Origin of the sequence: Bradyrhizobium cosmicum, assembly GCF_032290525.1 — a bacterium.
GTDB lineage: Bacteria > Pseudomonadota > Alphaproteobacteria > Rhizobiales > Xanthobacteraceae > Bradyrhizobium > Bradyrhizobium cosmicum_A.
Map to the genome: position 1 here is coordinate 229807 of NZ_JASXTA010000001.1, position 23535 is coordinate 253341.

General features: G+C 65.0%; 21 protein-coding genes. 12 read left to right on the forward strand and 9 right to left on the reverse strand.

Translation table 11 applies throughout. The features are described 5' to 3' along the window. Positions 1-29: 29 nt before the first annotated feature. Genes QSV46_RS01045 through QSV46_RS01085 form a run of 9 tightly spaced genes read right to left on the reverse strand, consistent with a single transcriptional unit; the run spans position 30 to position 9523 of the window. Positions 30-1007 (reverse strand): ABC transporter permease, encoded by a 978-nt coding sequence (locus QSV46_RS01045; protein ID WP_314945132.1) that lies wholly within the window; start codon positions 1005-1007, stop codon positions 30-32. Further along, positions 1004-1954: an ABC transporter permease gene (locus QSV46_RS01050; protein WP_314945134.1), complete on the reverse strand. Its 951-nt coding sequence runs from the start codon at positions 1952-1954 to the stop codon at positions 1004-1006. The genes QSV46_RS01045 and QSV46_RS01050 overlap by 4 nt, the downstream gene beginning before the upstream one ends. After that, positions 1947-3473 (reverse strand): sugar ABC transporter ATP-binding protein, encoded by a 1527-nt coding sequence (locus tag QSV46_RS01055; RefSeq protein ID WP_314945136.1) that lies wholly within the window; start codon positions 3471-3473, stop codon positions 1947-1949. The genes QSV46_RS01050 and QSV46_RS01055 overlap by 8 nt, the downstream gene beginning before the upstream one ends. Then, entirely contained in the window at positions 3470-4864 is a 1395-nt protein-coding gene (locus QSV46_RS01060) for an FAD-linked oxidase C-terminal domain-containing protein (RefSeq protein ID WP_314945139.1), read from the reverse strand. The genes QSV46_RS01055 and QSV46_RS01060 overlap by 4 nt, the downstream gene beginning before the upstream one ends. 58 nt (positions 4865-4922) lie before the next feature. Then, positions 4923-5807: an intradiol ring-cleavage dioxygenase gene (locus QSV46_RS01065; protein WP_314945141.1), complete on the reverse strand. Its 885-nt coding sequence runs from the start codon at positions 5805-5807 to the stop codon at positions 4923-4925. Between the two features lie 15 nt (positions 5808-5822). Beyond that, entirely contained in the window at positions 5823-6725 is a 903-nt protein-coding gene (locus QSV46_RS01070) for an NAD(P)-dependent oxidoreductase (protein WP_314945143.1), read from the reverse strand. Positions 6726-6745: 20 nt separating this feature from the next. Further along, positions 6746-8119 carry an amidohydrolase family protein gene (locus QSV46_RS01075; RefSeq protein ID WP_314945146.1) on the reverse strand — a complete coding sequence of 458 codons (1374 nt, stop codon included), beginning with the start codon at positions 8117-8119 and terminating at the stop codon, positions 6746-6748. Positions 8120-8123: 4 nt separating this feature from the next. Continuing rightward, positions 8124-9203: a maleylacetate reductase gene (locus QSV46_RS01080; RefSeq protein ID WP_314945148.1), complete on the reverse strand. Its 1080-nt coding sequence runs from the start codon at positions 9201-9203 to the stop codon at positions 8124-8126. Then, positions 9200-9523 (reverse strand): Dabb family protein, encoded by a 324-nt coding sequence (locus QSV46_RS01085; protein WP_314945150.1) that lies wholly within the window; start codon positions 9521-9523, stop codon positions 9200-9202. Before QSV46_RS01085 ends, QSV46_RS01080 begins: the two co-directional genes overlap by 4 nt. A gap of 107 nt (positions 9524-9630) precedes the next feature. Here QSV46_RS01085 and QSV46_RS01090 point away from each other — a divergent pair, with 107 nt between their 5' ends. From QSV46_RS01090 to QSV46_RS01145, 12 genes are all read left to right on the forward strand, one after another. Then, positions 9631-10554, forward strand: coding sequence for a LysR family transcriptional regulator (locus tag QSV46_RS01090; RefSeq protein WP_314945152.1), 924 nt, complete (start codon positions 9631-9633; stop codon positions 10552-10554). Between the two features lie 43 nt (positions 10555-10597). Further along, complete coding sequence (locus QSV46_RS01095) at positions 10598-11065, forward strand: MarR family winged helix-turn-helix transcriptional regulator (protein ID WP_314945153.1); 468 nt, start codon at positions 10598-10600, stop codon at positions 11063-11065. A 46-nt stretch (positions 11066-11111) separates the two neighbouring features. After that, positions 11112-12821, forward strand: coding sequence for an FAD-dependent oxidoreductase (locus QSV46_RS01100; RefSeq protein WP_314945154.1), 1710 nt, complete (start codon positions 11112-11114; stop codon positions 12819-12821). A 79-nt stretch (positions 12822-12900) separates the two neighbouring features. After that, complete coding sequence (locus tag QSV46_RS01105; protein WP_314945157.1) at positions 12901-14220, forward strand: MFS transporter; 1320 nt, start codon at positions 12901-12903, stop codon at positions 14218-14220. A 27-nt stretch (positions 14221-14247) separates the two neighbouring features. After that, entirely contained in the window at positions 14248-15696 is a 1449-nt protein-coding gene (locus QSV46_RS01110) for an aldehyde dehydrogenase (protein WP_314945160.1), read from the forward strand. Positions 15697-15733: 37 nt separating this feature from the next. Beyond that, positions 15734-17341 carry a benzoylformate decarboxylase gene (mdlC, locus tag QSV46_RS01115; protein ID WP_314945162.1) on the forward strand — a complete coding sequence of 536 codons (1608 nt, stop codon included), beginning with the start codon at positions 15734-15736 and terminating at the stop codon, positions 17339-17341. 323 nt (positions 17342-17664) lie between these two features. Further along, positions 17665-18825, forward strand: a complete 1161-nt coding sequence (locus QSV46_RS01120; RefSeq protein ID WP_314945164.1) for a transporter substrate-binding domain-containing protein — start codon at positions 17665-17667, stop codon at positions 18823-18825. Further along, on the forward strand, positions 18822-19487 hold the full coding sequence (locus QSV46_RS01125; protein WP_314945166.1) for an ANTAR domain-containing response regulator: 666 nt from the start codon (positions 18822-18824) through the stop codon (positions 19485-19487). The genes QSV46_RS01120 and QSV46_RS01125 overlap by 4 nt, the downstream gene beginning before the upstream one ends. A 10-nt stretch (positions 19488-19497) precedes the next feature. Next, the gene (locus QSV46_RS01130) at positions 19498-20751 is read left to right on the forward strand and encodes an urea ABC transporter substrate-binding protein (protein ID WP_314945168.1); all 1254 of its coding nucleotides are present in this window, start codon (positions 19498-19500) and stop codon (positions 20749-20751) included. 114 nt (positions 20752-20865) lie between these two features. Continuing rightward, complete coding sequence (locus QSV46_RS01135; RefSeq protein WP_314945169.1) at positions 20866-21738, forward strand: ABC transporter permease subunit; 873 nt, start codon at positions 20866-20868, stop codon at positions 21736-21738. A gap of 15 nt (positions 21739-21753) precedes the next feature. Then, entirely contained in the window at positions 21754-22818 is a 1065-nt protein-coding gene (locus QSV46_RS01140) for a branched-chain amino acid ABC transporter permease (protein ID WP_314945171.1), read from the forward strand. After that, complete coding sequence (locus tag QSV46_RS01145; protein ID WP_314945173.1) at positions 22818-23534, forward strand: ABC transporter ATP-binding protein; 717 nt, start codon at positions 22818-22820, stop codon at positions 23532-23534. The genes QSV46_RS01140 and QSV46_RS01145 overlap by 1 nt, the downstream gene beginning before the upstream one ends. Position 23535: the final 1 nt, after the last annotated feature.

Here is a 23535-nt window from a genome sequence, read left to right on the forward strand (position 1 = left end):
TCCATCCCTCGTTTTGCTTGTTGGAACTTCTATTGCGCTCGGCGGCGGGTCTTCATGTCGAGCCAGACCGCAAGAATGACGATGATGCCGGTGACGAGCGGCTGCCAGTTGGCGCTGACCGACAACAGGTTCATGCCGTTCAGCACCAGCGTCAGGATCAGCGCACCGATGAAGGTGCCGAACACGGTGCCAACGCCGCCGAACAGTGAGGTGCCGCCGATCAGCACGGCCGCGATCGCAGGCAGTGTCAGGCTTTCGCCGATGTCGGCCTCGGCCGAATTGAGCCGCGACAGGAAGATGATCGAGGCGAGTCCCGCCATGGTGCCGGAGACGGCGTAGACCAGCAGCAAGCGCCGCGCGACGGGAATGCCGGAGAGACGCGCCGCGACCGGATTGGCGCCGATCGCATAGATCTCCTGGCCCCAGATCGTGCGCTGAGCGAACAGCGTTCCGATCCCGAGGAACACCAGCAGCAGATAGACCGGGATCGGCAGGCCGAAGAGATAGCCGCTGCCGATCTGGCGGAAGCCTGCCGGGAAACCGTGAAGGGTCTCGCCCGCCATGTACCAATAGGTGAGGCCGTTGAGGACCCAGAGCATGCCGTAGGTGGCGATGAAGGAGGGGATGCGCAGCGCCGTGACCATCACGCCGTTGAGGAGGCCAACGATACCGCCGCAGGCAAGCCCGGTGAGGATGCCGAGCGCCGGCGAGCCGGTCTTGTGGATCACGGTCCCGGCGATACAGGCGGACAGCGCGACATTGGCGCCGACGGAAAGATCGAGGCCCGCTGTCAACACCACCAGCGTCAGGCCGGACGCGATGAAGAAGGTGAGGCTCGCCTGTCTCAGCACATTGAGGATGTTGCCGAGGCTCAGGAAGGAATCGCTGAGCATGGCGAGCACCGCGCAGATCAAGAGCGCCGCGAGCAGGCGATGGAACAATTGGATCGCGTCTTGCGACAGGAACGAGCGGGGCGGCATCATCGCCTCTTTGCTGATGTCGGTCATGCGCGGCTCCGCAGGCCATCGAGGAACAGGGCAACGATGACGAGGACGCCGACGCTTGCGACCTGCACCGAGGACGGCATCGAGATCAGGTTCAGCCCGTTGCGCAGCACGCCGACTGAGAGGACACCGAGCAGGGTGCCGAGCAGCCAGCCGTTGCCGCGCTCGAACGAGGTGCCGCCGACCGCGACGGCCGCGATGGCATCGAATTCGAGGCCGAGGCCGGCCGTCGGGTGACCGGAATTCATCCGCGCGGTCATCAGCAGGCCCGCGATGCCGGCCATGGCGCCGCCGATCGCGTAGACCGCGATCAGGAGCCGATTCGGCGACAGGCCGGCATAGCGCAGCGCCTCGCGATTGCCGCCAAGTGCGAAGATGTAGGTGCCGAAGCGGGTGTGATAGAGCAGGCCGTGGAAGGCCGCGTAGGTGACCAGCGCCATCACGATCGGCACCGGCACGCCCAGAAGCGTTGCCGAATAGATGTCGCGCACGCTGTGGGGGATTCCGACCACGCTCTGTCCGTCGCTGACGATCAGCGACAGACCCTGCGCCATGCCGAGCGTGCCGAGCGTCGCGACGAAGGGCGGGATGCCGACATTGGCAACGAGCCAGCCGTTCATGAAGCCGAAGGCGGCGCCGACCAGCAGCCCGGCACCTAAGCCCAGCAACATCGAGTGGGTCGCGAGCGACACGATGGCGACGCAGAGCGAGGTCAGCGTCAGCACCGCGCCCATCGACAGGTCCAGCCCCTCGGTCATGATGATCAAGGTCATCGGCAGCGCGAGCATGGTCAGGATGGTCGACTGCACCAGCACATTGGAGAGGTTTGCGACCGACAGGAAGCCGGGCGCGATCGCGCTGAACAGCGCGATCAGCAGCGCCAGCACGATGGCAACGCCGGGAATCCGTTGCAGCGGATTGGGCTCCGAGGCGACCGCGGCCTCACGCATGATGCATCCCCAGTCGCACGATGTTCTCCTCGGTCAGTTCGCTGCGCGTCAGGTGCCCGGCAATGCGGCCCCCGCGCATCACATAGGCGCGGTCGCAGACATGGCAGATCTCGATCTGCTCGGACGAGATCATCAAAGCGGCCGCGCCTTCGGCCACTAGGCGGTCGATCAGGGCGAATATCTCCGACTTGGCGCCGATGTCGATGCCTCGGGTCGGCTCGTCGAAGATGAAGAGCTTTGAGCCGGCGGCCAGCCATTTGCCGATCACGACCTTCTGCTGGTTGCCACCCGAGAGCAGGCCGACGGTCTGGCGCGCGCTGGGCGTTGCGATGCGCAACTGTCGGATCAGGCTGTCGGAGGTGCGCTGTGCGACGCGCTGGTCGAACAGGCCGCTCGGAAACAGCTTTCGCAGCGCCGATACCACCAGATTATCGCTCACCGAGCGCAGCAGCGCGAGGCCTTCGCTCTTGCGGCTCTCCGGGATCAACGCGATGCCGCGGCGTGCCGCGAGGTCGGGCTCGCCGGAAATGGTCTTGCCGTCGAAAACGATCTCGCCGGAGCTGACGGGATCGGCACCGAAGATGGCGCGCGCGACCTCGCTGCGGCCCGAGCCGACGAGGCCGCACAGGCCGACGATCTCGCCCCGCCGGACCTCGATATTGATATCGGAGATGCCGGTGGCAGCGCTCAGGCCCTTGACCTCGAGCAGCAGCTCGCCGGGCTTGTCGGCAAAATTGCGCGGATAGGTCATGTCGACGTTACGGCCGACCATCATGCGGACGAGCTGGTCCGGCGTGACGTCGGCGGGACGCACGCCGTCGATGCGGCGGCCGTCGCGCAGCACGGTAATGCGATCGCCGAGTGCGAACACCTCGGCCATGCGGTGCGAGATATAGACGATGGAGACGCCGTCAGCCTTCAGCCGTGCGATCAATGCGAACAGCAGCTCCGTCTCGCGATCGGACAGCGCCGCGGTCGGTTCGTCCATGACGAGGATGCGGGCGTTCTGGCTGATCGCCTTTGCGATCTCGACCATCTGCTGCTGTGCCACCCCCAACTTGTCGACGGTGGTGGAGGGATCGATGTCGAAGCCGATGGTGCCGAGCACGCGCCTGGCATCGGCCAGGATCTTGCGGCGATCGATGGTGCCGGGGATGCGGCCCTTCGGCTCGCGGCCGAGGAAGATGTTCTGGGCGATGTCGAGATGGGGAACCAGCGAGAATTCCTGGAAGATCACGGCAATGCCGAGCTTCTGCGCATCCGCGGTCGAGTCGATCGCGACCTTGTCGCCCTTGTAATAGAACTCGCCGGCGTCGGCGCGGTAGGCGCCGCACAGCACCTTCATCAGGCTCGATTTGCCGGCGCCGTTCTCCCCCAGGAGCATGTGGACCTCGCCGGGATAGACGGCGAAGGACACGTCATCCAGCGCCTTGACGCCGGGAAACTCCTTGCTGATGCCACGCAGCTCGAGCAGCGGCGCGGGCGTGACGGGCTCGATGGTCAATGCGGCGTTGCTCATGCGCGCACTCCGCTTGCAAAGATCTTTCCGGGGTTCATCAGACCGTTGGGGTCGAGTGCGGTCTTGATCGAGCGCATGACATCGACGGCCTCGCCGAGCTCGTCGGTGAGATAGTCGATCTTGCCGAGCCCGATGCCGTGCTCGCCGGTGCAGGTGCCGTCCATGGCGATGGCGCGAGCGACCATCCGGGCCTGCAGCGCCTTGGCGCTCTCGGTCTCTTCCGGTTTCGAAGGATCGATCAGGATCAGCATGTGGAAATTGCCGTCGCCGACATGGCCGACGATCGGCGCGGTGAACCCGTGCTCGTCCGCATCGCGCCGCGTCTCGGTCAGGCATTCCGCCAGCCGCGAGATTGGTACGCAGACATCGGTGATGACGGCGCGCGCTCCGGGCCGGAGGCCAAGGCCCGCATAGAGCGTGTTGTCGCGGGCGTGCCAGAGCCTGCTGCGGTCTTCCGGCGCCTTCGCCCAGGCAAAGCCGTGTCCACCATGATCGGCTGCGATGGCTTGCGCGGTCTCGGCTTGTTCGGCAACGGAGGCCTCGGAGCCATGGAATTCGAAGAACAGAGTGGGGGCTTCGCGATAGCCGAGCTTTGCGTAGGCATTGATGCCGCGCATCATGACGTCGTCGACGAGCTCGATGCGGGCCACGGGGATCGCGGACTGGATCACGGAAATCGCGGTGTCGACGGCATCGTGCAGGATGTCGAAGCTGCAGACCGCGGCCGAGATCGCCTGCGGCACGGGATGCACCTTCAACGTGACCTCGGTGATGATTCCGAGCGTGCCTTCCGCGCCGACGAACATCCGCGTCAAGTCGTAGCCGGCGGCCGACTTCCGGGCGCGCCTGGCCGTCCGGATGACCCGGCCATCGGCCAGTACCACCTCCAGCGCCATGACATTGTCCTTCATGGTGCCGTAGCGAACCGCCATGGTGCCAGAGGCGCGCGTGGACGTCATGCCGCCGATCGAGGCGTCGGCGCCGGGATCGATCGGAAAGAACAGTCCTGTCGTCCGCAACTCGGCATTGAGCTGCTTGCGCGTGATGCCGGGCTGCACGACGACATCCATGTCGCTGTCATGCACGGCAAGAACCTTGTTCATGCGCGCGAAGTCGAAGCAGACGCCGCCGGCCACCGCCGCCGCATTGCCTTCCAGCGAGGTCCCGGCGCCGAACGGGACCATCGGCATGCCCGCACCGGCGCAAAGCTTGACGATCTCCGCGACCTCCTGCGTCGTCTCTGGAAAGACGACGATGTCGGGCGGCAGGCTCTGATAATGCGACTCGCTCTGACCATGCTGGTCAAGCAGGCCGCGTGCGACGCTCGCGCGCGGGCCGATCATGCCGGTGAGGCGATCGGCCAATATGCTCGTGCTGACCCGCGGTCCCATCCTTGCTCCCTGTCTGGCTCTTGTTGTCGGACTCTTGTTGGTCCGCCCTCGCTTGAGCTTAAGCGGCTCTTGCGCTGCTTGCGACCTGCTTCAGGCCGAAATCATAGTTGAGATGAAAATACTCGCTGTCCACCATGCGACCATCGGGCGCACGGCCGGGCGGGCAGCGCACAAATTCTCGGATCAGGCTGTCCTTGACCCCGAACACCACGTCGCTATCGAGATATTTGTCGTCGGCGACGAAGACATGGGTGACGAGCTGCTCGAAGCCGGGCGCCGCGATCATGAAATGCACATGGGCGGGACGCCAGGGATGGCGGCTCTGCGCCTCCAACATCTCGCCGACCGGGCCGTCATGCGGGATCGGATAGGCCGCAGGCTTGATCGACCAGAAATTGAAGCGGCCATTCTGGTCGGTGTGGAAGCGCGCGCGCATCGCAAGATCGCCGATCTTGTCGAGCTGCTGCACGTCGTAATAGCCGTCGTCGTCGGAATGCCAGACGTCGACGGTCGCACCCTCAAGCGGCTTTCCGTCCACGGTGGAGACCGAGCCGGTGACCAGCATGGGATCACCTTCCATGGGGCCGGAGATATCAGCGCCGCTGTCCTTCTCTGGCGCGGCTTGCACGAAGAACGGGCCGAGCACAGTGGTCTCGGTCGCGCCCTCCGGCACCGGATGGTTGATCGCGTCGACCAGCATGGAGACGCCGAGTGTGTCCGACAGCAGGATGAACTCCTGGCGCTTGTCGTCGCACATGTGCCCGGTGCGGGTCAGGAAGTCGATGCCGTATTCCCATTCCTTCTGGGTCGGCCGCACCTCGCGGACGAAAGCATGAAGATGCCGCACCAGCGCCTCGCTGACTTGCTTGATCCGGGGATCGGCAGCGCCAGCAATCCGCTCCAGCACTGCGTCCGTGATCGTGTTCTCGTTGAAGTTGCGCATGGGTGTCTCCGCCGATCAGAGTTTCGGTTCACCAAGTCCCGACAGCCGTTCCAGATGCTTGACGGTGGCGATGAAGTCGGCCTCGCCTTCACCTTGCGCGACCAGCGAGCCGTAGGTCTCGCGCACTTGCGCTGCGAGCTGAAGCGGCACGCCGACGGCATGTCCGGCACTGAGGATGAGGTCGAGATCCTTGGCCATCTGCTTACAGGAGAAGGTGGACTCGAAATCTCGGCTGCGCAGCGGTGCTGTCTTGTACTTCACCATGGGGGATGCCACCGCGCTGTCGTCGAGCACCTTCAGAATGTCCTGCCAGGCGATGCCCCCCTTGCGCGCCAGCGCCAGGCTCTCCGCCATCATCGCCGCCGACACCGCGATCATCAGATTGACCGACAGCTTGGCGTAACGCGCTTCCTCGGCCGGTCCGAGATAGGTCTGGGCGCGGGTGAAGGCGGCGAACAGCGGTTTTGCGTTGTCGAAGGCGTCCTTCGGCCCCGAGACGAAGCAGGTCAGCGCGCCGGTGTGAACGATGCTGGCGTTGCCGGACACCGGTGAGCGGAGATAGGCAATGCCGCGCGGCCGCGCGGCGGCCGCAACTTCGGCGGACGCCTCGACGCTCACGGTGCTGGTCTCGATCAAGACGGCTCCGGGCGCCATCGCAGCAATGAGGCCGGTGGGGCCGAGCAATGCGCCGCGCAAGGCTGAGTCATCGGGCAGGGACGTGATGATTGCGGCCTTGCCGGTCACGGCCTCGGCCGGTAAGGCGGCAATCGAAATGTTCTGCGCGCGCGCCTCGTTAATCCTTGCCGCGCTGCGGTCGAACGCCGTCACGGCGTAACCGGCCTTGGCGACGAGCACCGACATCGGCAGCCCCATCTTCCCGATCCCGATGAAAGCAACATTCTTCGAAGTGTCTGTCATTGGTCTTGTCCTTGGGACGCCTAGGCGGCACGTCCCTGTCGTTCGATATCCTGCACCAGCCGCCGGCCGGATTGCGCCAGCAGTTCCTTCTTCGCCTCCAGCCCCTCGACCAGCAGCCGGCCGTCCCGTTTCTTCCAGGCGCCGCCGATCATCACGGCCTCGACGTTGGCAAGGCTCGTCTGCATGACGACGGTCGCGACGGGATCGTGCACCGGGACGAGGTTGAGATCGGAGGCGCTGATGATGACGAGGTCGGCGAGCTTGCCCGGCGTCAGCGACCCGATCTGGGTCTCGCGGCCGAGCATGCGGGCACCTTCCATCGTGATCCAGCGCAGCGCCTCGCGCACGGGGATTGTGGTGGTCGGCGGAATGGTGCCGCCGGCCTTGCGCGACTCCGCATTGTCGAGCGACCGCTGCATCGACAATGCAACGCGGGCGGCGGAGAAGAGGTCGCCGGCCAGCACGGATTCCAGATCGATGCCGATCGTCGGCCGAACGCCGCGCTTGAGCAGACGTCCAGTGATCGGGAAGCCGTGGCCCTGTATCATCTCGTTCTCCGGCGTTACCGAAAACGACACGCCGAGATTGATCATCCGGTCCAGAAGATCGTCCGGCAGATCGTTGCCGTGGACGATGTTGATGCCCTTGCCGACGAGACCCGCTTCGATCAGCTTCTCCCAGCCATCGGACGTCTTGGCCGGACCGCCGCCCTGATGCATCGACGCGATCAGCTTGAGCTCGCGCGCCATGCGGAAATCGTGCATCGCGACGTCGAGCGTCGAATAGTGAGGGCCGAGAATGGCAAGCCCGAGCGTCACGAGGCCGTCGGGGTCGGCGAGGGGACCGGCCAGCAGCCGCTCGACCTCGCGGCGCGGATGCGGGACCTCGGAGAAATGCGGCTCGCCCGGTCTTGGTTCCGGCTTCGGCGAGCCGTGGAAGAAGGCGGCGCGGATGCCGCTCTCGATCAGGCCGCGCACGGCGGCGTCGGTATGACCAGGTGTCGGATTGTTGTGGCACCAGTCGACCAGCGTGGTGGTGCCGCAATTGATCTGGTTCAGCGCGCCGACGAGGGTCGCGATATGGATGTCCTCGGGCCTGAACACGGTGGCGAGCCCGGCGTGCATGCGGCGGAAATATTCCAGCAGCGTCCAGTTCGCCGCATAGCCGCGCAAGCCCGTCTGCCAGGTGTGCATATGCGCGTTGATCAGGCCGGGGATGACGATGCGACCTTTGCCGTCGACGATCTCGGTCTTGGCCGCACCGTCGCCGAGGTCGATCGAGGGGCGGACTTCGACGATACGTTTGCCCTCGACCAGCACGTCGCCGATCCGTAGATCGCCAATTGTATCATCCATGCTGATGATCGTGGCAGATTTGATCAGCGTGCGCCGCATCGCCTCAAGCCGCCGTTTTAATCGCGTCGGGCGGCTCACCGGCCCAGGCGCGCGCGATCAGGTCGCGGATGGCATTGCGCTCGATCGGCCGCGGATTCCAGTAGGCATTGGTGACGGCGAGGTCCGCGGCCTTGTCGATGCCGCTTTCGGGCATGCCAACGTCGCGCAGCGCAAGCTTTGCCCCCAGCCGCTTCGCAAGTTCGAATAGTCCTTGCGATGGATCGGCCGCGCCGATTGCGCGCGCGATGCGTGCCACCGCATCCGGCACGGCCGGTGCGTTGTAGGCGAGCGCATGCGGCAGCACGATGGTGTGGGTCTCGGCGTGCGGCAGATCGAAGGTGCCGCCGAGCGTGTGGCAGAGTTTGTGATGCAGCGCCATGCCGACGGTGCCGAGGCACACGCCGCACAGCCAGGCGCCATAGAGTGCTTCTGTGCGGGCGGCGCGGTCGTCGCCCTTTGCCGCGATGGCAGGCAGCGCGCGTGCCAGCGCGCGGATGCCTTCCTCCGCCATCAGCGAGGTGACGGGATTGGCGTCGCGCGCATAGAGCGACTCGACGGCGTGCGCGATCGCATTGATGCCTGACGTCGCGGCCAGACTTGCCGGCAGCGTCAAGGTCAGATCGACATCGTAGATCACGGTCTCCGGCAGCACGGCCGCGTCGCGCACCGTGGTCTTGAGGCCGTTCTCGGTCTGGCCGACGATCGGCGTCATCTCCGAGCCGGCGTAGGTGGTGGGAATGCAGAGCTGGTTGATTCCGGTGCGCAAGGCCAGCGCCTTGCCGAGGCCGGTGGTCGAGCCGCCGCCGAGCGAGACGACGCAATCGGCATCGCACGCCTTCATCACAATGAGCGCGCGCTCGGTCACCTCGACCGGCGTATGCATCGTCGCGCCCGGAAAGATGCCGGCACAAAGCGAGCCGAGCGCGGCACCGAGGCTCTTGCCTTGCGCCTCCTGCTGCGGCGTGGTCAGCACCAGCGCGCGCCTGCCGCCGAGCCGCTCGATTTCGGCCTTAGCTTCAGCCAGCGTTCCGCTGCCGAACACGACGCGGCAGGGCAGGTTTTCAAAAGTGAACGAACCGATCATGCGCCGGTCTCTTTGATGGGATAATCGACCTGGAAGCGACCGATCCGCAAGTCGCCAAGAGCCTCGCGGACGCGCAAATGTTCGGGGTGATTGGCATAGGCCGCAAGGGCCGCGTGGTCGGTGAATTCGGAGAACAGCACGACGTCGCAGGCGTAGTCGACATCGCTGACATCGACGCCGACCTCGATATGGGTGAGGCCGTCGATCCGGCCGCGCAGGCCCTCGAATAGGGTTTTGACCTTGACCCGGGCGGCGGAGCGCTCCTCGGGGGTCTCCCCGCGCAGCCGCCACATCACGATGTGCCTGATCGGGCCCGACATTTCCTGATTTCCTCGCCTGCCATTCTCTTTGGTTGGGCTCATTTTGCCTTGCAGAAAACGGAAATAAAGGACAAAATTTGTAAGTCTCTTTTCCGATATACGCAAAAATGGACCGACTGCTCCAACTCGAAGTCTTCTCCAAAACCGCCGAACTCGGCAGCCTGTCCAAGGCCGCCGAAATCCTGCGGATGTCGAACGCGGCCGCCAGCCGCCACCTCAGCGCGCTGGAGGAGCGGCTTGCGGTCCGGCTGATCGAGCGCAACACGCGCCGGCAATGGCTGACCGAGGCTGGGCAGGAACTGCTGCAGCGTTGCAGCACGCTGTTGAACGAGCTCGCCGAAGCCGAGGACGCCGTCTCAGACCGCGCGTTGTCGCCGAAGGGCATGCTGCGCGTGACGTCTTCGCTGTCCTTCGCGATGATCTATCTCGCGCCGATGCTGCCGGCCTTCCGCGCGCTCTATCCCGATCTCAGCGTGCAGATCATCAGCGCCAACCGCTATCTGGATTTCATCGAAGCCGGCATTGACGTGGCCATCCGCACGCGCGAGCACGAGCCGGACTCCAATATAATCGTCCGCCGCATCGGCCAGATGCATCGTGTGCTCGCAGCGGCCCCCTCGTATCTGGAGAAGCACGGCCGGCCCGAGCACCCGGCTGATCTGGCCCGCCACAACATGCTGATCTACAATCTCGCCAACGATCCCTATTCCCTGCGGCTGAGCCAGGGCAGCACGATGCAGACGGTTCGGATCGCGCCGACGCTCGACAGCAATGACGGCCAGATCATCTGTGGCGCCGCGCGCGCAGGGCTCGGCATCCTGATCCAGCCGCTTTACATCGTGCAGAGCGACATCGCGGCCGGCAGGCTGGTGCCGGTGCTGACGGGCTGGGAGCTGCCGCTGCTCACCATGAACATTGCATATCAGAACCGCGTCAGGCTGCCGGCCAAGATCAGGGTCTTTTCCGACTTCCTCGTCACCCACATCCGCGAGCGTTCCGAGCCCGGGATCTGGATCGACGCGACGAAGTGAGCGACATTTGCGTACTCAAACGGCTTCATAGAAGGTACATCCATTGAAAGCCACGACATCCGGAACCGCGTGGCGGCATGCCAATATCGGTCGTCTGCTCAACAACGCCGTGCGGCGCTTCGAAGGTCGCGTGCTCGAATTGATGAGCGAGAAGGGCCACGACGAAACGCGGATTGCGCATGTCGGCCTCACCCGCAATCTCGACGTGGAAGGGACCAGACTCACGGAGCTCGCTCGCCGCGCCTCCATGAGCAAGCAGGCGATGGGCGAGCTGGTCGATCAATGCGCCGAGCTCGGCCTGGTCGATCGTATCGCCGATCCGACCGACCGGCGCGCGCGCATCGTCATGTTCACGCCGGCCGGGCGCAAATGGCTGGATGCGTTTCGGGACGCCGTCGACATCGCCGAGCAGGAGATGCGTGCCGAGCTCGGCAAGGCCACCATGGACGCAATCCTGAGGGGGCTGGCGGTCTATGGCGCGACGTTCGACACACTCGATGATGTGGATTAGTCAGGCAACTTGACGACATCGTCAGGTTACCTTACCATGCAGGGTAATGCTGGTAGGGAGAAGCGACTTGGAACCACGTCTGACGGCCTCGGTGCTCATCGTAGGTGGCGGGCCCTGCGGGCTGATGCTGGCCAACGAGCTCGGCCGGCGCGGCGTGTCCGCGATCCTGGTCGACGAAAAGCCGGGCACGGCATTTAATCCGCAAGCCAATGCGACGCAGGCGCGCTCGATGGAGCACTACCGGCGGCTGGGCTTTGCCGACGAGATCAGGCGCGAAGGTCTGCCCGCCGATTACCCGACCGACGTCGCATACTTCACCCGTTACACCGGCTACGAGCTGGCGCGGTTTCAGTTGCCGTCGTCGTCGCGCGCGGGTGAACTCATCCGGGGCATGTCGGGCTCCTGGAGTGCGGCGGAGCTGCCGCATCGGGTCTCGCAGAAATATGTCGAGGCCGTGCTGTGCCGCCATGCCGAACGGCTTCCCGGCATAAAGCTGAATTATGGCCATAGGCTCACCGGCTACGTCGAAACCGATGACGGCGTCGTTGGCGAGGTCGAACGTCTCGATGATGGAAGCCGTTTTCAGGTCCGGGCCGACTTCCTGATCGGGGCGGACGGGCCGCGCTCCATGGTTCGGCAATCGCTCGGGATCGTCTATGGCGGCGAGACCGGGACGCAGCGCGATTTCATGGGCGGCCGCATGCTGGCCGTCTATCTCCGCGCACCGGAATTCTACGCGAGCAGCCCGCACGCCAAGGCGTGGATGTACAATTGCTTCAACGGCGATCGCCGCGCTTTCATGGCCTCTGTGAACGGCCGCGACGAATTCGCGTTTCACACGCAGCTGCGGCCGGGGGAAGATGAGAGTGCGATCACGATCAACGAGGCCAAGCTCGCGTTCCAGCGCGCTTGCGGCGCGCCGATCGAATGCGAGGTGCTGTCCTTCCTGACCTGGACCGCCGGTCACGCGCTGGTGGCGAACGGGATGCAGCGGGGCAGAGTGGTCCTCGGCGGCGACGCCGCGCATCTGTTCACGCCGACCGGTGGGCTCGGCTACAACACCGCGATCGAGGATGCGGTCAATCTCGGCTGGAAGCTCGCAAGCGTCGTCAAAGGCGTCAGTCCGGCGCGGCTGCTCGACAGCTACGAGGTCGAGCGGCGTCCGGTGGCGCTTCGCAACACCGATTATGCGCGGCGCTTTGCCGATTCCCTAGGTCTGTTCGCGCCGGCGCCTGACATCGAGGACGCAACCGACGCCGGCGACGAGGCGCGGCGGATCGCGGGCGTCTATCTCGAACAACACGCCCGCGCCGAATTCAACATCCCCGGCGTCACCTTCGGTGGGCGCTACGACGGCTCGCCGATCATCGTCTCCGACGGCAGCCAGCCGCCGCCCGATGCAGCGAATGTCTATGTTCCTAGCGCTTGCCCGGGTGGCCGCGCACCGCATGCGTGGCTCGAAGACGGCGTGTCCCTGTACGATCTGTTCGGATTCGAATGGACGCTGCTCCAGTTCGGCGAGGTCATGTCCGCTCATGCGTCATTCGCCGAGACCGTCCGCGCAATCGGGGCCGACGTGAAGCTCGTCACGCTGCCGAAATCGCTGCGCGATCTCTACGAGGCGGATCTCGTCCTGATACGCCCCGACCAGATCGTGGCCTGGCGCGGCAGCGCGTCACAGGTCGGGATGATCGGACGCGTCCTTGCCCGCGCACTCGGACACAGCGCGAACGACAGCGCGCGCCTGGCAAGCTGATCGACTCTCGCCGTCGCATCCGATCAGCGGCTGCGCGGCCAACAATAATAAAACGACAATGACACCGGAGGAGGGAACCGTGACGACAAGAGCATTGGAACACTACGACGATCATGCCGCCATCGGCGCCGGGCAGACTGCGAGCAGCCGCCGGCGCATTCTGATCGCCGGTACCATCGGCACGGCGATCGAATGGTACGACTTCTTCATCTATGGGCTGATCGCGCCGCTGGTGTTCGACCAGCTGTTCTTCCCGAAGTTCGACCAGCTCACGGCGACCATTGCGGTGTTCGCAACCTTCTCCGTCGGATTTTTGGCGCGTCCGCTCGGCGGGCTCGTGTTCGGTCATTTCGGCGACCGCTTGGGCCGCAAATCCGTCCTGTTGTGCACGCTGCTCATGATGGGGCTTGCCACGATGTCGATCGGGTTGCTGCCGACCTATGCCAGCGCGGGCTTGGCCGCGACCGTCGCACTTGTCGTGCTGCGCTTCTTGCAAGGTTTTGCGCTTGGCGGCGAATCGACCGCGGCGATCCTCATGGCCATCGAGACGGCGCCCGGCCACCGGCGCGGTTTCTCGGCCGCGGTGATCCAGGCCGCGGGACCTGTCGGCGTCGTGCTCGCCTCGTTTGCGGCGCTCACGATTTCGCGGTTGCCGGAGGCGGACCTGCTGTCATGGGGTTGGCGCATCCCGTTCCTGATCAGCGCGGTGCTCGTCGCGCTCGGCGTCTATATGCGCCTGCGCATCGAGGAGAGCGCGACGTTCCGAGAGGCGAAGGTGACTGAAGTAGCGCCCGTGGTCGAAGCACTGCGGGAACATTGGCGGCCGATCCTCATCGTGTTCTTCGCCGAGATGGCGCAGACGTCCTATTTCTATCTGACCGCCATCTTCACCATCTCCTTCGCGACCCGTCAGCTCGGCGTTCAGAAGGACGTGATCACGCAGGCGGTGCTGTTTGCCAATCTTGTCGGGCTCGTGGCCATGCCGCTGATCGGCGCCTGGTCCGACCGGATCGGACGCAAGCGCCTGTTCCTGGCCGGCGTCGTGCTCGCAGCCATCTCGATGTTTGCGTTCTACGGCGTGATCGCGAGCCGTGACACCTTGCTGATAACAGGTGCGGTAATCCTCGCCGCGGGCATCATCCATCCGCTGATGTTCGGCAGCGAAGGGAGCTATTTCCCGGAGCTGTTTCCGACCCGCATCCGCTTCACTGGCGTATCGATCGGAAAGCAGTTCGGCACGGTGTTCGGCGGCGGCATCGCGCCGCTCGTCGCTACCAGCCTGTTTGCCCAAACCGGCTCCACCTACGCGATCACCGGCTACTACGTCGCGCTCGCACTCGCGGCGATGATCGCGCTCGGCTTCGCGCACGAAACCGGCAAATCGCGGCTGCTCGGCTGAGCTGGCCACAATATCAGGGAGGTTCTCATGGACGTCAGTCTTCTCGTCAACGGCCAGGATCAGGCCGCTTCAACCGGCAAGGTGTTCGAGCGGCGCAATCCGCTGTCGCAAGAGGTCGCAAGCCGCGCGGCTGCCGCGACGGTGTCCGACGCAGACGCCGCGGTGGCGGCGGCCTCCGCCGCGCTGCCCGCATGGTCCGCGCTCGGCCCGAACGCGCGGCGCGGCCTGCTCCTGAAGGCGGCCGATGTGCTCGACGCCAAGCGCGATGCTTTCATCAAGATCATGATGGCTGAGATCGGCACCACGGAGGTCTGGTCGGCCTTCAACGTCAAGCTCGCGACCGGCATGCTGCGCGAGGCGGCGTCGCTGACCACGCAGATCGCCGGCGAAGTGATCCCGTCCGACAAGCCGGGATGCATTGCCATGTCGGTTCGCCAGCCGGCCGGCGTGTGCCTCGGCATCGCGCCGTGGAACGCGCCGATCATTCTCGGTGTCCGCGCCGTGGCGACGCCGCTCGCCTGCGGCAACACGGTTGTGCTCAAGGCATCCGAGGTCTGCCCGGGCACGCACCGGCTGGTTGGCGAGGTGTTCAGAGACGCGGGCTTTCCGCCGGGAGTCGTGAACGTCCTGACCAATGCGCCGGCCGATGCGCCCGCCGTGGTCGAACGCCTCATCGCCAATCCCGCCGTGCGGCGGATCAACTTCACCGGCTCGACGCGCGTCGGCCGCGTCATCGCCGAGCTCGCAGGGCGCCGCCTCAAGCCGGCGCTGCTCGAACTTGGCGGCAAGGCACCGCTGGTCGTGCTCGACGATGCCAATCTCGACGCTGCCGTCGCGGCCGTGGCGTTCGGCGCTTTCATCAACCAGGGCCAGGTCTGCATGTCGACCGAACGCGTGATCGTGGACGAGGCGGTCGCCGCGCCGTTCATCGAGAAGCTGGCGAAGAAGGCAAGCTCCCTTCCGGCCGGTGATCCGCGATCCGGCCCGGTGGTCATCGGCTCGATGATCGATGAAGCCCCGGCCAAGCATGTCGTTGCGCTGATCGATGACGCGATCGGAAAGGGGGCCGTCAAGCTCGCGGGCGGCGACCGTACCGGCACGATCGTCCCGGCAACCGTGCTCGACCGCGTCGTGCCCGGCATGCGCATCTACGCCGAGGAAAGCTTCGGTCCCGTCGTCTCGGTGATCCGCGCGCGCGGTATCGACGAGGCCGTGCGCCTTGCCAACGACACCGAGTACGGCCTCTCGGCCGCCGTGTTCGGCCGCGACGTCGCGCGTGCGCTGACGGTGGCGCAGCGTATCGAGAGCGGCATTTGCCACGTCAACGGTCCGACCGTGCATGACGAGGCCCAGATGCCGTTCGGCGGCGTGAAAGGATCGGGCTACGGCCGCTTTGGCGGCCAGGCGGGGATCGCGGAGTTCACCGATCTGCGCTGGATCACCATCGAGACGCAACCTCAGCACTATCCGTTCTGATGGCGCCCGAAAGCGAAGCACCCAAGGACATCTGCCAATGAACTCCAAGATCCTGACGGTTCGGGAAGCGACCCTCGATGTGCTGCGCTCCTTCGGCGTCGACCGTGTGTTCGGCAATCCGGGCTCGACGGAGCTCGCTTTTCTAGGTGACTGGCCTGACGACATCGACTACGTGCTCGGCTTGCAGGAGGGCTGCGTCGTCGGCATGGCGGATGGTTACGCACAGGCGACCGCACGTCCGTCGTTCGTTAATCTGCATTCGGCGGCCGGGCTCGGCCACGCGCTCGGCAATCTCTTCACCGCGTTCCGCAACAAGACGCCGATGGTCGTGACGGCGGGGCAGCAGGCGCGCAGCCTGCTGCGGATGCGGCCCTATCTCTTTGCCGAAGATGCCGAGCAGTTTCCAAAGCCCTACGTGAAATGGAGTGCGCAGCCTGCGCGCGCCGAGGATGTCCCCGCGGCGATTGCGCAGGCCTTCCTCATCGCCATGCAGCATCCACGCGGCCCGACATTCGTGTCGGTTCCGTCGGACGATTGGGCGCGTCCCGCAGCCGCTCCGCCGGTCCGCCGCATCGCGACGGAATTCGCGCCTGATCCGGCGGCGATCGTTCGGCTCGGCGCAGCCGTCGCAGCGGCCAAGAGGCCTGTGTTCGTTGTCGGTCCCGAAATCGATCGTAGCGGCTGCGTCGACGCGATGGTCGCGGTCGCCGAACAGGCGAGAGCGGCGGTCTGGGCCAGCCCGATGTCGAGCCGTTCGAGCTTTCCGGAATTGCATCCGCACTTCGCAGGCTTTCTTCCGGCAGCACCAGGAGGGCTCGCTCGCGCCTTGCGCGGCGCGGATCTGATCGTCGTGGTCGGAGCGCCCGTGTTCACCTTCCACGTCGAAGGGCAATGCGAATTGCTCGACGGCGGAACGCCGGTCTGGCAGATCACTGACGATCCGACCGAAGCCGCGTTCGCGGTCGTCGGCGACGCCATCATCAGTACGCTCCCGAAAGCGCTCGCCGCGCTTCGGTCGGCGCTGCCCGATAGAGCGGAGCGCGAGCTGCCGCCGGCGCCGGTGCGGCCTGCCGCTCCCGCCGCGCAGAACCCGATTCCTCCCGCCTATGCGCTGAGCCGGTTGGCCGCGCTGATGCCGGCTGATGCGATCGTGGTCGAGGAGGCGCCGTCGCATCGTCCCGCCATTCAACAGTTCCTGCCGCGGCCGGGCGCGGACAGCTTCTACACGATGGCGAGCGGAGGACTTGGCTACAGCCTGCCGGCTTCCGTTGGCGTGGCGCTTGCGCGGCCCGGCCGCCGCATCGTCGTCCTGATCGGCGACGGATCGGCGATGTATTGCATCCAAGCGATCTGGACCGCCGCGCAACGCGGTCTGCCCATCACCTTCGTGATCATGAACAATTCGGGCTATGGCGCGATGCGTGCCTTCAGCCAGCTCATGCAGGCGCATCGGCCACCTGGAATTGATTTGCCGGGGCTCGACTTCGTTGCGCTTGCGAAGGGAATGGGCTGCCCGGGCGGACGCGTGACCGTCGTCGACGATATCGATCACATGCTGAGCGAAGCCTTGGCGTCAAAGGGTCCGGCGCTGATCGAGCTGGCGATCGACGACGCCACGACGGATCTCTTCAGCCATCCCAGGTAATTCTCTGCGTCGGCCATAGTTGCACCGGCGGGCTCATGTCAGCGGCTTGATCCGGTCCACGTAACGGTCGTCGTCCAGCCGGGGACGCACACTGCACAGTTTTGCTACAGGTCGGCACGAATTGCGGCAATTTCCGCTGCAACAACGCGCTTGACATCGCAATCGATCTCAACGACCGTAATGCGCAAGCGTCGGGCAAGATGGCCCGTCAACGCGACAAGTTCAAACCATTTCCAACACCACGCGTAAGCGTGTTTGGTTGGCGGCGAGGGTGCCCTCGGCTTGACAGCCGGCGGGCGCCTTTTTTGTTTTTGGATCGAGTGATGACGCGGAAGCATTATCGGATCGGCGTGATGTTCTCGACGACGGGCTCCTACAGCGTCGTCGCGCGTTCGATCCTCAATGGCGCGTTGCTGGGGCTTCAGGAGGTCAATGCGAGCAGCCGCGACATCGAGCTGGAGCCGCTCGTGGTCAATCCGTCGGGGGATCTCGCGCGCTATCGTTCGCTCAGTCTCGAGCTCCTCGATTCCGGCATCCGTCAGGTGGTCGGCTGCTACACCTCGTCGAGCCGCAAGGAGGTGATCCCGTGCTTTGAGAAGTTCGACGGGCTGTTGTGGTATCCCTCACATTACGAGGGGTTCGAGAGCTCCGATAACGTCATCTACACCGGCGCAGCGCCCAACCAGCACGTTCTGCCGCTGGTCGACTATCTGGCGTCGCGGGTCGGCTCGCGTGCGTTCTGCATCGGCTCCAACTACATCTGGGCCTGGGAGAACAACCGCATTTTCCGCGAGGCGCTGAATGCACGGGGCGGCAGCGTGCTCGCCGAGCGCTATCTTTCGGTTGGCGATACCGAGGTCGACCAGGTCATCGCGGCCATCATCGACCAGCGGCCGGACTTCGTCTTCAACAATCTGATCGGCACCAGCGCCTATGCGTTCTTCCGCGCCTTGCGCGCCGCCTGCCGGGCGCGCGGCATCGACCAGGCCGCGGAAATTCCCGTTGCGAGCTGCACGTTGTCGGAGCCGGAATTGCCGGAGATCGGACCGGATGCGATCGACGGGCATCTGTCCTCGAGCGTCTATTTCTCGTCGTTGAGTTCACCGGAGAATGCCGCCTTTATCGAAGCCTATATGCGCTCCTTTCCGGATGGACCGGTCTCGTCGGCCGATGCCGAGTCCTCCTACATCGCGGTCAAGCTGCTCGCGGCCGCGTTGTCCCAGGCCGGGACTGACGACGCGCGCACCGTGCGCGCCGCCGTGGCGGATCAGCGGCTGCGTGCACCGCAAGGGGAGGTCCGGATCGACCGGCAGACCTTTCACGCCTGGCTCACGCCGCGCATCGGCCGCTCGGCCGCCAACGGCCAATTCGAAGTGCTGCTGGAATCCCGCGAACCGATCGCGCCGGATCCCTATCTCGTCCAGTCGTCGCCGCGCTTTGCCAGCGCAATGCGCTCTCCGCTGTTGAAAGTGGTGCAATCATGAGCTCTCGACTGCTTCAGAATTTCAAGGGCGGCCGCGCCATCGTCGTCACCAGGCGAGGCGGGTGGGAGAGCACGCTCGAAACGACGCTCGCCAAGCTCGGCGTCTCGACCGAGTATCCTGAAATCACCGACGGCCGCGCGCAGATCGACATCGCCAGCCTCCAGGCGGACCGCGACATCCTGTTCGTCGACGGCGATCTCGAAGGCGCCGTCGCGATCGAGATTCATCCGGCCTCCCGGTTGCCGCCGGTGCCGGTGATCGGCCTCGTCGGTGTCGAGGCGCCGAGCCGGCTGAAGGCGCTCGTCAATCTCGGCGCGACCTCGTTTCTGCGTAAGCCGGTGCATGGCGGCGCGGTCTACACATCCCTGTTCATGGGCATCAACCAGTTCCTGCTGCGCGCCGAAATGAGCGAGCGCCTGCAGGACCTCGAGGAACGCCGCCGCGGCCGCCGCGCGGTGATCCGGGCCGTGATCCTGCTGATGCAGCAGGGCGGCCTCGACGAGGAGGGTGCCTATTCCCAGCTCCGTCGCGAAAGCATGCGCGCGCGGCAGAACATGGAATTCTACTGCGAGGAGTTCCTGAGCAAGCGGGCGAAGCCGCCCGACACGTCCGGCCGCACGACCGGCATCATGCTGCAAGGCGGCAACAAGCAAGCCATCTAGGAGAAGCAAAATGAGCAAGTCTGTATTGCGGGGGCTGCGTGCCGCAGCCCTCACGGGGACGCTTGTCCTCGGATCATCCATCGGATCACACCCGGCACTCGCGGCGGAAAACCCGATCAAGATGGGCGTGCTGGAGGATCAGTCCGGCGACTTTGCCGCGGCCACGATCGGCAAGGTCCACGCCATCCAGCTCGCCGCGGACGAGATCAACAAGGCAGGCGGCATCATGGGCCGGCCGCTCGAGCTCGTTCCCTACGACACGCAATCCGACAACACCCGCTACCAGGAGTTCATGCGCCGCGTGCTCCAGCGCGACAAGGTCGACGTGGTGTTTGCGGGCTTCTCCTCGGCCTCGCGCGAGGCGTATCGTCCGATCGTCGATCAGTTCAACGGCTTTGCCTTCTACAACAACCAGTATGAAGGCGGTGTCTGCGACGGCCACATGATCGTGACAGGCGCGGTGCCGGAACAGCAGTTCTCGACGCTGATTCCCTACATGATGGAGAAGTACGGCAAGAACGTCTACACGCTCGCCGCCGACTACAATTTCGGCCAGATCTCGGCGGAATGGGTGCGCAAGATCGTCAAGGAGAACGGCGGCAAGATGGCCGGCGAGGAGTTCATCCCGCTTGGCGTGTCGCAATTCTCGCAGAGCGTCCAGAACATCCAGAAGGCCAAGCCCGACTTCGTGGTCACGCTGCTGGTCGGCACCGCGCAGGCCTCCTATTACGAGCAGGCAGCCTCCGCCAACGTCAACCTGCCGATGGCGTCCTCGGTCAATGTCGGGCAGGGCTACGAGCACAAGCGCTTCAAGCCGCCGAGCCTGAAGGACATGTACGTGACCACCAACTACATCGAGGAGATCGACTCGCCCAAGAGCAAGGAGTTCTACGCCAAGTTCAAGGCGAAGTTTCCGAGCGAACCCTACGTGAACCAGGAGGCGGAAAACTCCTATCTCGCCGTCTACCTCTACAAGCAGATGGTGGAGCGGGCGAAGTCGACCAAGCGCGAGGACATCCGCAAGGTGATCGCGATGGGCGACGTCTGCATGGACGCGCCTGAGGGCAAGGTCTGCATCGACCCGAAGAGCCAGCACATGTCGCACACGATCTACCTTGCCAAGGTAGGTGCCGATCACGCGATCTCCTTCCCGAAGACCTGGGAGGACATCAAGCCGTACTGGCTCGGTGAGGCCGGCTGCGATCTCACCAAGAAAGATCCGATGGCCCAGTACACGCCGTCGAATCCGCCGCCGAAGCCCTGACCCGGCGGCTGATCGCTCCGGCCCTCCGGGCACGCCCCGGCATTGCCGGCGGGCCGGGGCGATCACGGACATCTGCGACGGCAATTTCGCGTCTTCCCTCACACTGGTTGGTTCATGGACATCGCGACCCACGTCTTTTCGGGACTCTATCAATTCGGCGACGCCTTCGCGTTCCTGGTGCTCTCGGCCTGCGGGCTCGCGGTGATCTTCGGCATGATGGGCGTGATCAATCTCGCCCACGGCGAGTTCATCATGTGTGGTGCCTATGTCACTGCGGCGACCGTGCATGCCGGTCTGCCGCTGCCGCTGGGCATTTTGGCTGGAACGATCGTATCCGCGCTGGTCGGCGTGCTGGTCGAGCTCGCGGTCATCCGCCATCTCTACGACCGGCCGCTTGACACCATCGTCGCCACCTGGGGGCTCAGCCTGATCGCCACGCAGGGCACGCTGATCATGGTCGGCTCGACGATGGCGGGGGTCGGCACGCCATTCGGCAGCTTCCAGGTCGGTGACTACTCCTACTCGATCTATCGCATCGTGCTGTTCTGCTCCGCTCTCGGCGTGCTCGCCGCGCTCTATGCGCTGTTCAACTGGACGCGCTTCGGCGTGTTGGCGCGGGCCACCATCCAGGTGCCGCACATGGCGGCGGCGCTCGGCGTCGATACGCGCCTGGTCTACAGCCTCACCTTCGCCTGCGGCGCCGGGCTCGCCGGCCTTGCCGGCGGGCTGTACGCGCCGACCATGACGCTGGTGCCGACCATGGGCGCGACCTTCATCATGGAGGCCTTCGTCACGGTGGTGATCGGCGGCGCCGACGTCTTTCTCGGCACGGCGCCGGCGGGCGGCGTGCTCGCGGTGGTGAAATCGGTAATGACGTCGTGGCAGGGGCAGTTGTTCGGTCAGATCGGCCTGCTGGTCGCCGTCATCATCGTCGTCCGGGTCCTGCCGAAGGGCATCTCGGGCTTCGTGCTGCGCGAGCGCACCTGACGGAGTGATGGTCTCGTGACAGGTCTCGGTTCATTCTTTCGCCGTCTCGAAGGCCCGCAGACCGTCGGTCGGGGGCCGGCCTTCTGGAGCCTCTTTGCCGTCGTGCTCGCGGCCGCGCTCGCGTATCCGCTGTTCAGTGACGGTTACACGGTCGGCAACACCGTCTACTTCTTCGTCTGGGTCTTCATCGCGCTCAGCCTTTGCGTGATCTGGGGCTATGGTGGCTCGCTGTCCTTTGGCCAGACGGCGTTTTTCGGGATCGCGGGTTACGGTTATGGCGTCCTCACCCTCAATTTCGGCTCGGCCTACGGCTTCACGCTGGTGGCGCTGGTGATTGCGGTGGCGATCGCCGCGCTGTTTGCGGTGCTGCTCGGCTACTTCATGTTCTTCGGCCGCATCGCCGGCGTCTTCCTCGGCATCGTCACGCTTGCCGTGACCCTGATGCTGGAGCGCTTCATGGCGCAGACCGCGGGACCGGAGTGGCACATCGGCAGTGCGCGGCTCAATGGCTTCAACGGCATGAGTGCGATGCCGCCCTTGACCATCCCGTGGCCGGGCGAGCCGATCGTCTTGTTCGCCGATATCGGCCTTTACTACTTCGTTCTGGGCTTGCTGGTCCTGGTGTATCTGGCCTTGCGCATCCTGATGAACTCGTCGTTCGGCAACGTCATCGTCGCGATCCGCGAGAACCCTGAGCGGGCGGAGATGCTCGGTTACGACATACGAAAATACCAGCTCATCACTTTCGTCATCGGCGCAGCGCTCGCGGGCATCTCGGGCGTGCTCTACACGGCATGGGGCCAGTACATTACCCCTTCGAGCATGGGCATGACGGCGGCGGCACTGCCGCTGATCTGGGTCGCCGTCGGTGGCCGCAGCGACCTGACCTCGACCGTGATCGGAACGCTGGTGGTGCTCGCCGCATTCCAGGCACTGACGATCTATGGCAGCCAATATGCGCTCGTCTTCATGGGCGTGCTGTTAGTGCTCACGGTCCTGATCGCTCCGAATGGCCTCGTGCTCGGCGCGATGAACTGGCTCGGCCGGCTCGCGGCCCGTTTCACGCAGAGGGCCGGCTGATGTCGCTGCTCGAGCTGCGCGAATTGAACAAGCACTTTGGCGGGCTGCACGTCACCAATGCCGTGAACCTCACGCTCGAACCTGGCGAGATCCATTGCCTGATCGGCCCGAACGGTGCCGGCAAGAGCACGCTGTTCCGCCTGATCCTGGGTGAGCATCATCCCGGCAGCGGCGACATTCTGTTCGCTGGGGAGAACATCACCGCGCTGAAATCCTTTGCGCGGATTCACCGCGGCCTGTCGGTCAAGTTCCAGGTGCCGGGCGTCTTCAAGGGCTTGTCCGTCCGCCAGAACCTCGAAATCGCCTTGCAAAGCCGGCATCGCGGTACCGAGCTCGAGAGCGAGATCGGCCGGTTGCTGACCTTCCTTGGCCTGGAATCCGAGCAAGCGCAGACGGCCGGTAATCTCAGTCACGGCCAGAAGCAATGGCTGGAGATCGGCATGGCGATCAGCCTGAAGCCGCGCCTCCTCTTGCTGGACGAGCCGACCGCCGGCATGTCGCCCGAGGAAACCCGCATGACCGGCGAAATGGTGCAGCGGCTCAACGCCGACGGCATGACGGTGCTGGCGATCGAGCACGACATGGCGTTCGTGCGCCAGGTCGCCCGGCGCGTCACCGTGCTGCATCTCGGCCAGGTGTTTGCGCAAGGCTCGATCGACGAGATCGTGGCCGACGAGCGCGTCGCGGCGATCTATCTGGGGCAGGCGCATGCTTGAT

Coding starts and splice junctions, on each gene's coding strand:
- QSV46_RS01045 (WP_314945132.1), bottom strand. CDS start 1,007: ATGACCGACATCAGCAAAGAGGCGATGATGCCGCCCCGCTCGTTCCTG.
- QSV46_RS01050 (WP_314945134.1), bottom strand. CDS start 1,954: ATGCGTGAGGCCGCGGTCGCCTCGGAGCCCAATCCGCTGCAACGGATT.
- QSV46_RS01055 (WP_314945136.1), bottom strand. CDS start 3,473: ATGAGCAACGCCGCATTGACCATCGAGCCCGTCACGCCCGCGCCGCTG.
- QSV46_RS01060 (WP_314945139.1), bottom strand. CDS start 4,864: ATGGGACCGCGGGTCAGCACGAGCATATTGGCCGATCGCCTCACCGGC.
- QSV46_RS01065 (WP_314945141.1), bottom strand. CDS start 5,807: ATGCGCAACTTCAACGAGAACACGATCACGGACGCAGTGCTGGAGCGG.
- QSV46_RS01070 (WP_314945143.1), bottom strand. CDS start 6,725: ATGACAGACACTTCGAAGAATGTTGCTTTCATCGGGATCGGGAAGATG.
- QSV46_RS01075 (WP_314945146.1), bottom strand. CDS start 8,119: ATGCGGCGCACGCTGATCAAATCTGCCACGATCATCAGCATGGATGAT.
- QSV46_RS01080 (WP_314945148.1), bottom strand. CDS start 9,203: ATGATCGGTTCGTTCACTTTTGAAAACCTGCCCTGCCGCGTCGTGTTC.
- QSV46_RS01085 (WP_314945150.1), bottom strand. CDS start 9,523: ATGTCGGGCCCGATCAGGCACATCGTGATGTGGCGGCTGCGCGGGGAG.
- QSV46_RS01090 (WP_314945152.1), top strand. CDS start 9,631: ATGGACCGACTGCTCCAACTCGAAGTCTTCTCCAAAACCGCCGAACTC.
- QSV46_RS01100 (WP_314945154.1), top strand. CDS start 11,112: ATGCTGGTAGGGAGAAGCGACTTGGAACCACGTCTGACGGCCTCGGTG.
- QSV46_RS01110 (WP_314945160.1), top strand. CDS start 14,248: ATGGACGTCAGTCTTCTCGTCAACGGCCAGGATCAGGCCGCTTCAACC.
- mdlC (WP_314945162.1), top strand. CDS start 15,734: ATGAACTCCAAGATCCTGACGGTTCGGGAAGCGACCCTCGATGTGCTG.
- QSV46_RS01120 (WP_314945164.1), top strand. CDS start 17,665: ATGACGCGGAAGCATTATCGGATCGGCGTGATGTTCTCGACGACGGGC.
- QSV46_RS01125 (WP_314945166.1), top strand. CDS start 18,822: ATGAGCTCTCGACTGCTTCAGAATTTCAAGGGCGGCCGCGCCATCGTC.
- QSV46_RS01130 (WP_314945168.1), top strand. CDS start 19,498: ATGAGCAAGTCTGTATTGCGGGGGCTGCGTGCCGCAGCCCTCACGGGG.
- QSV46_RS01135 (WP_314945169.1), top strand. CDS start 20,866: ATGGACATCGCGACCCACGTCTTTTCGGGACTCTATCAATTCGGCGAC.
- QSV46_RS01145 (WP_314945173.1), top strand. CDS start 22,818: ATGTCGCTGCTCGAGCTGCGCGAATTGAACAAGCACTTTGGCGGGCTG.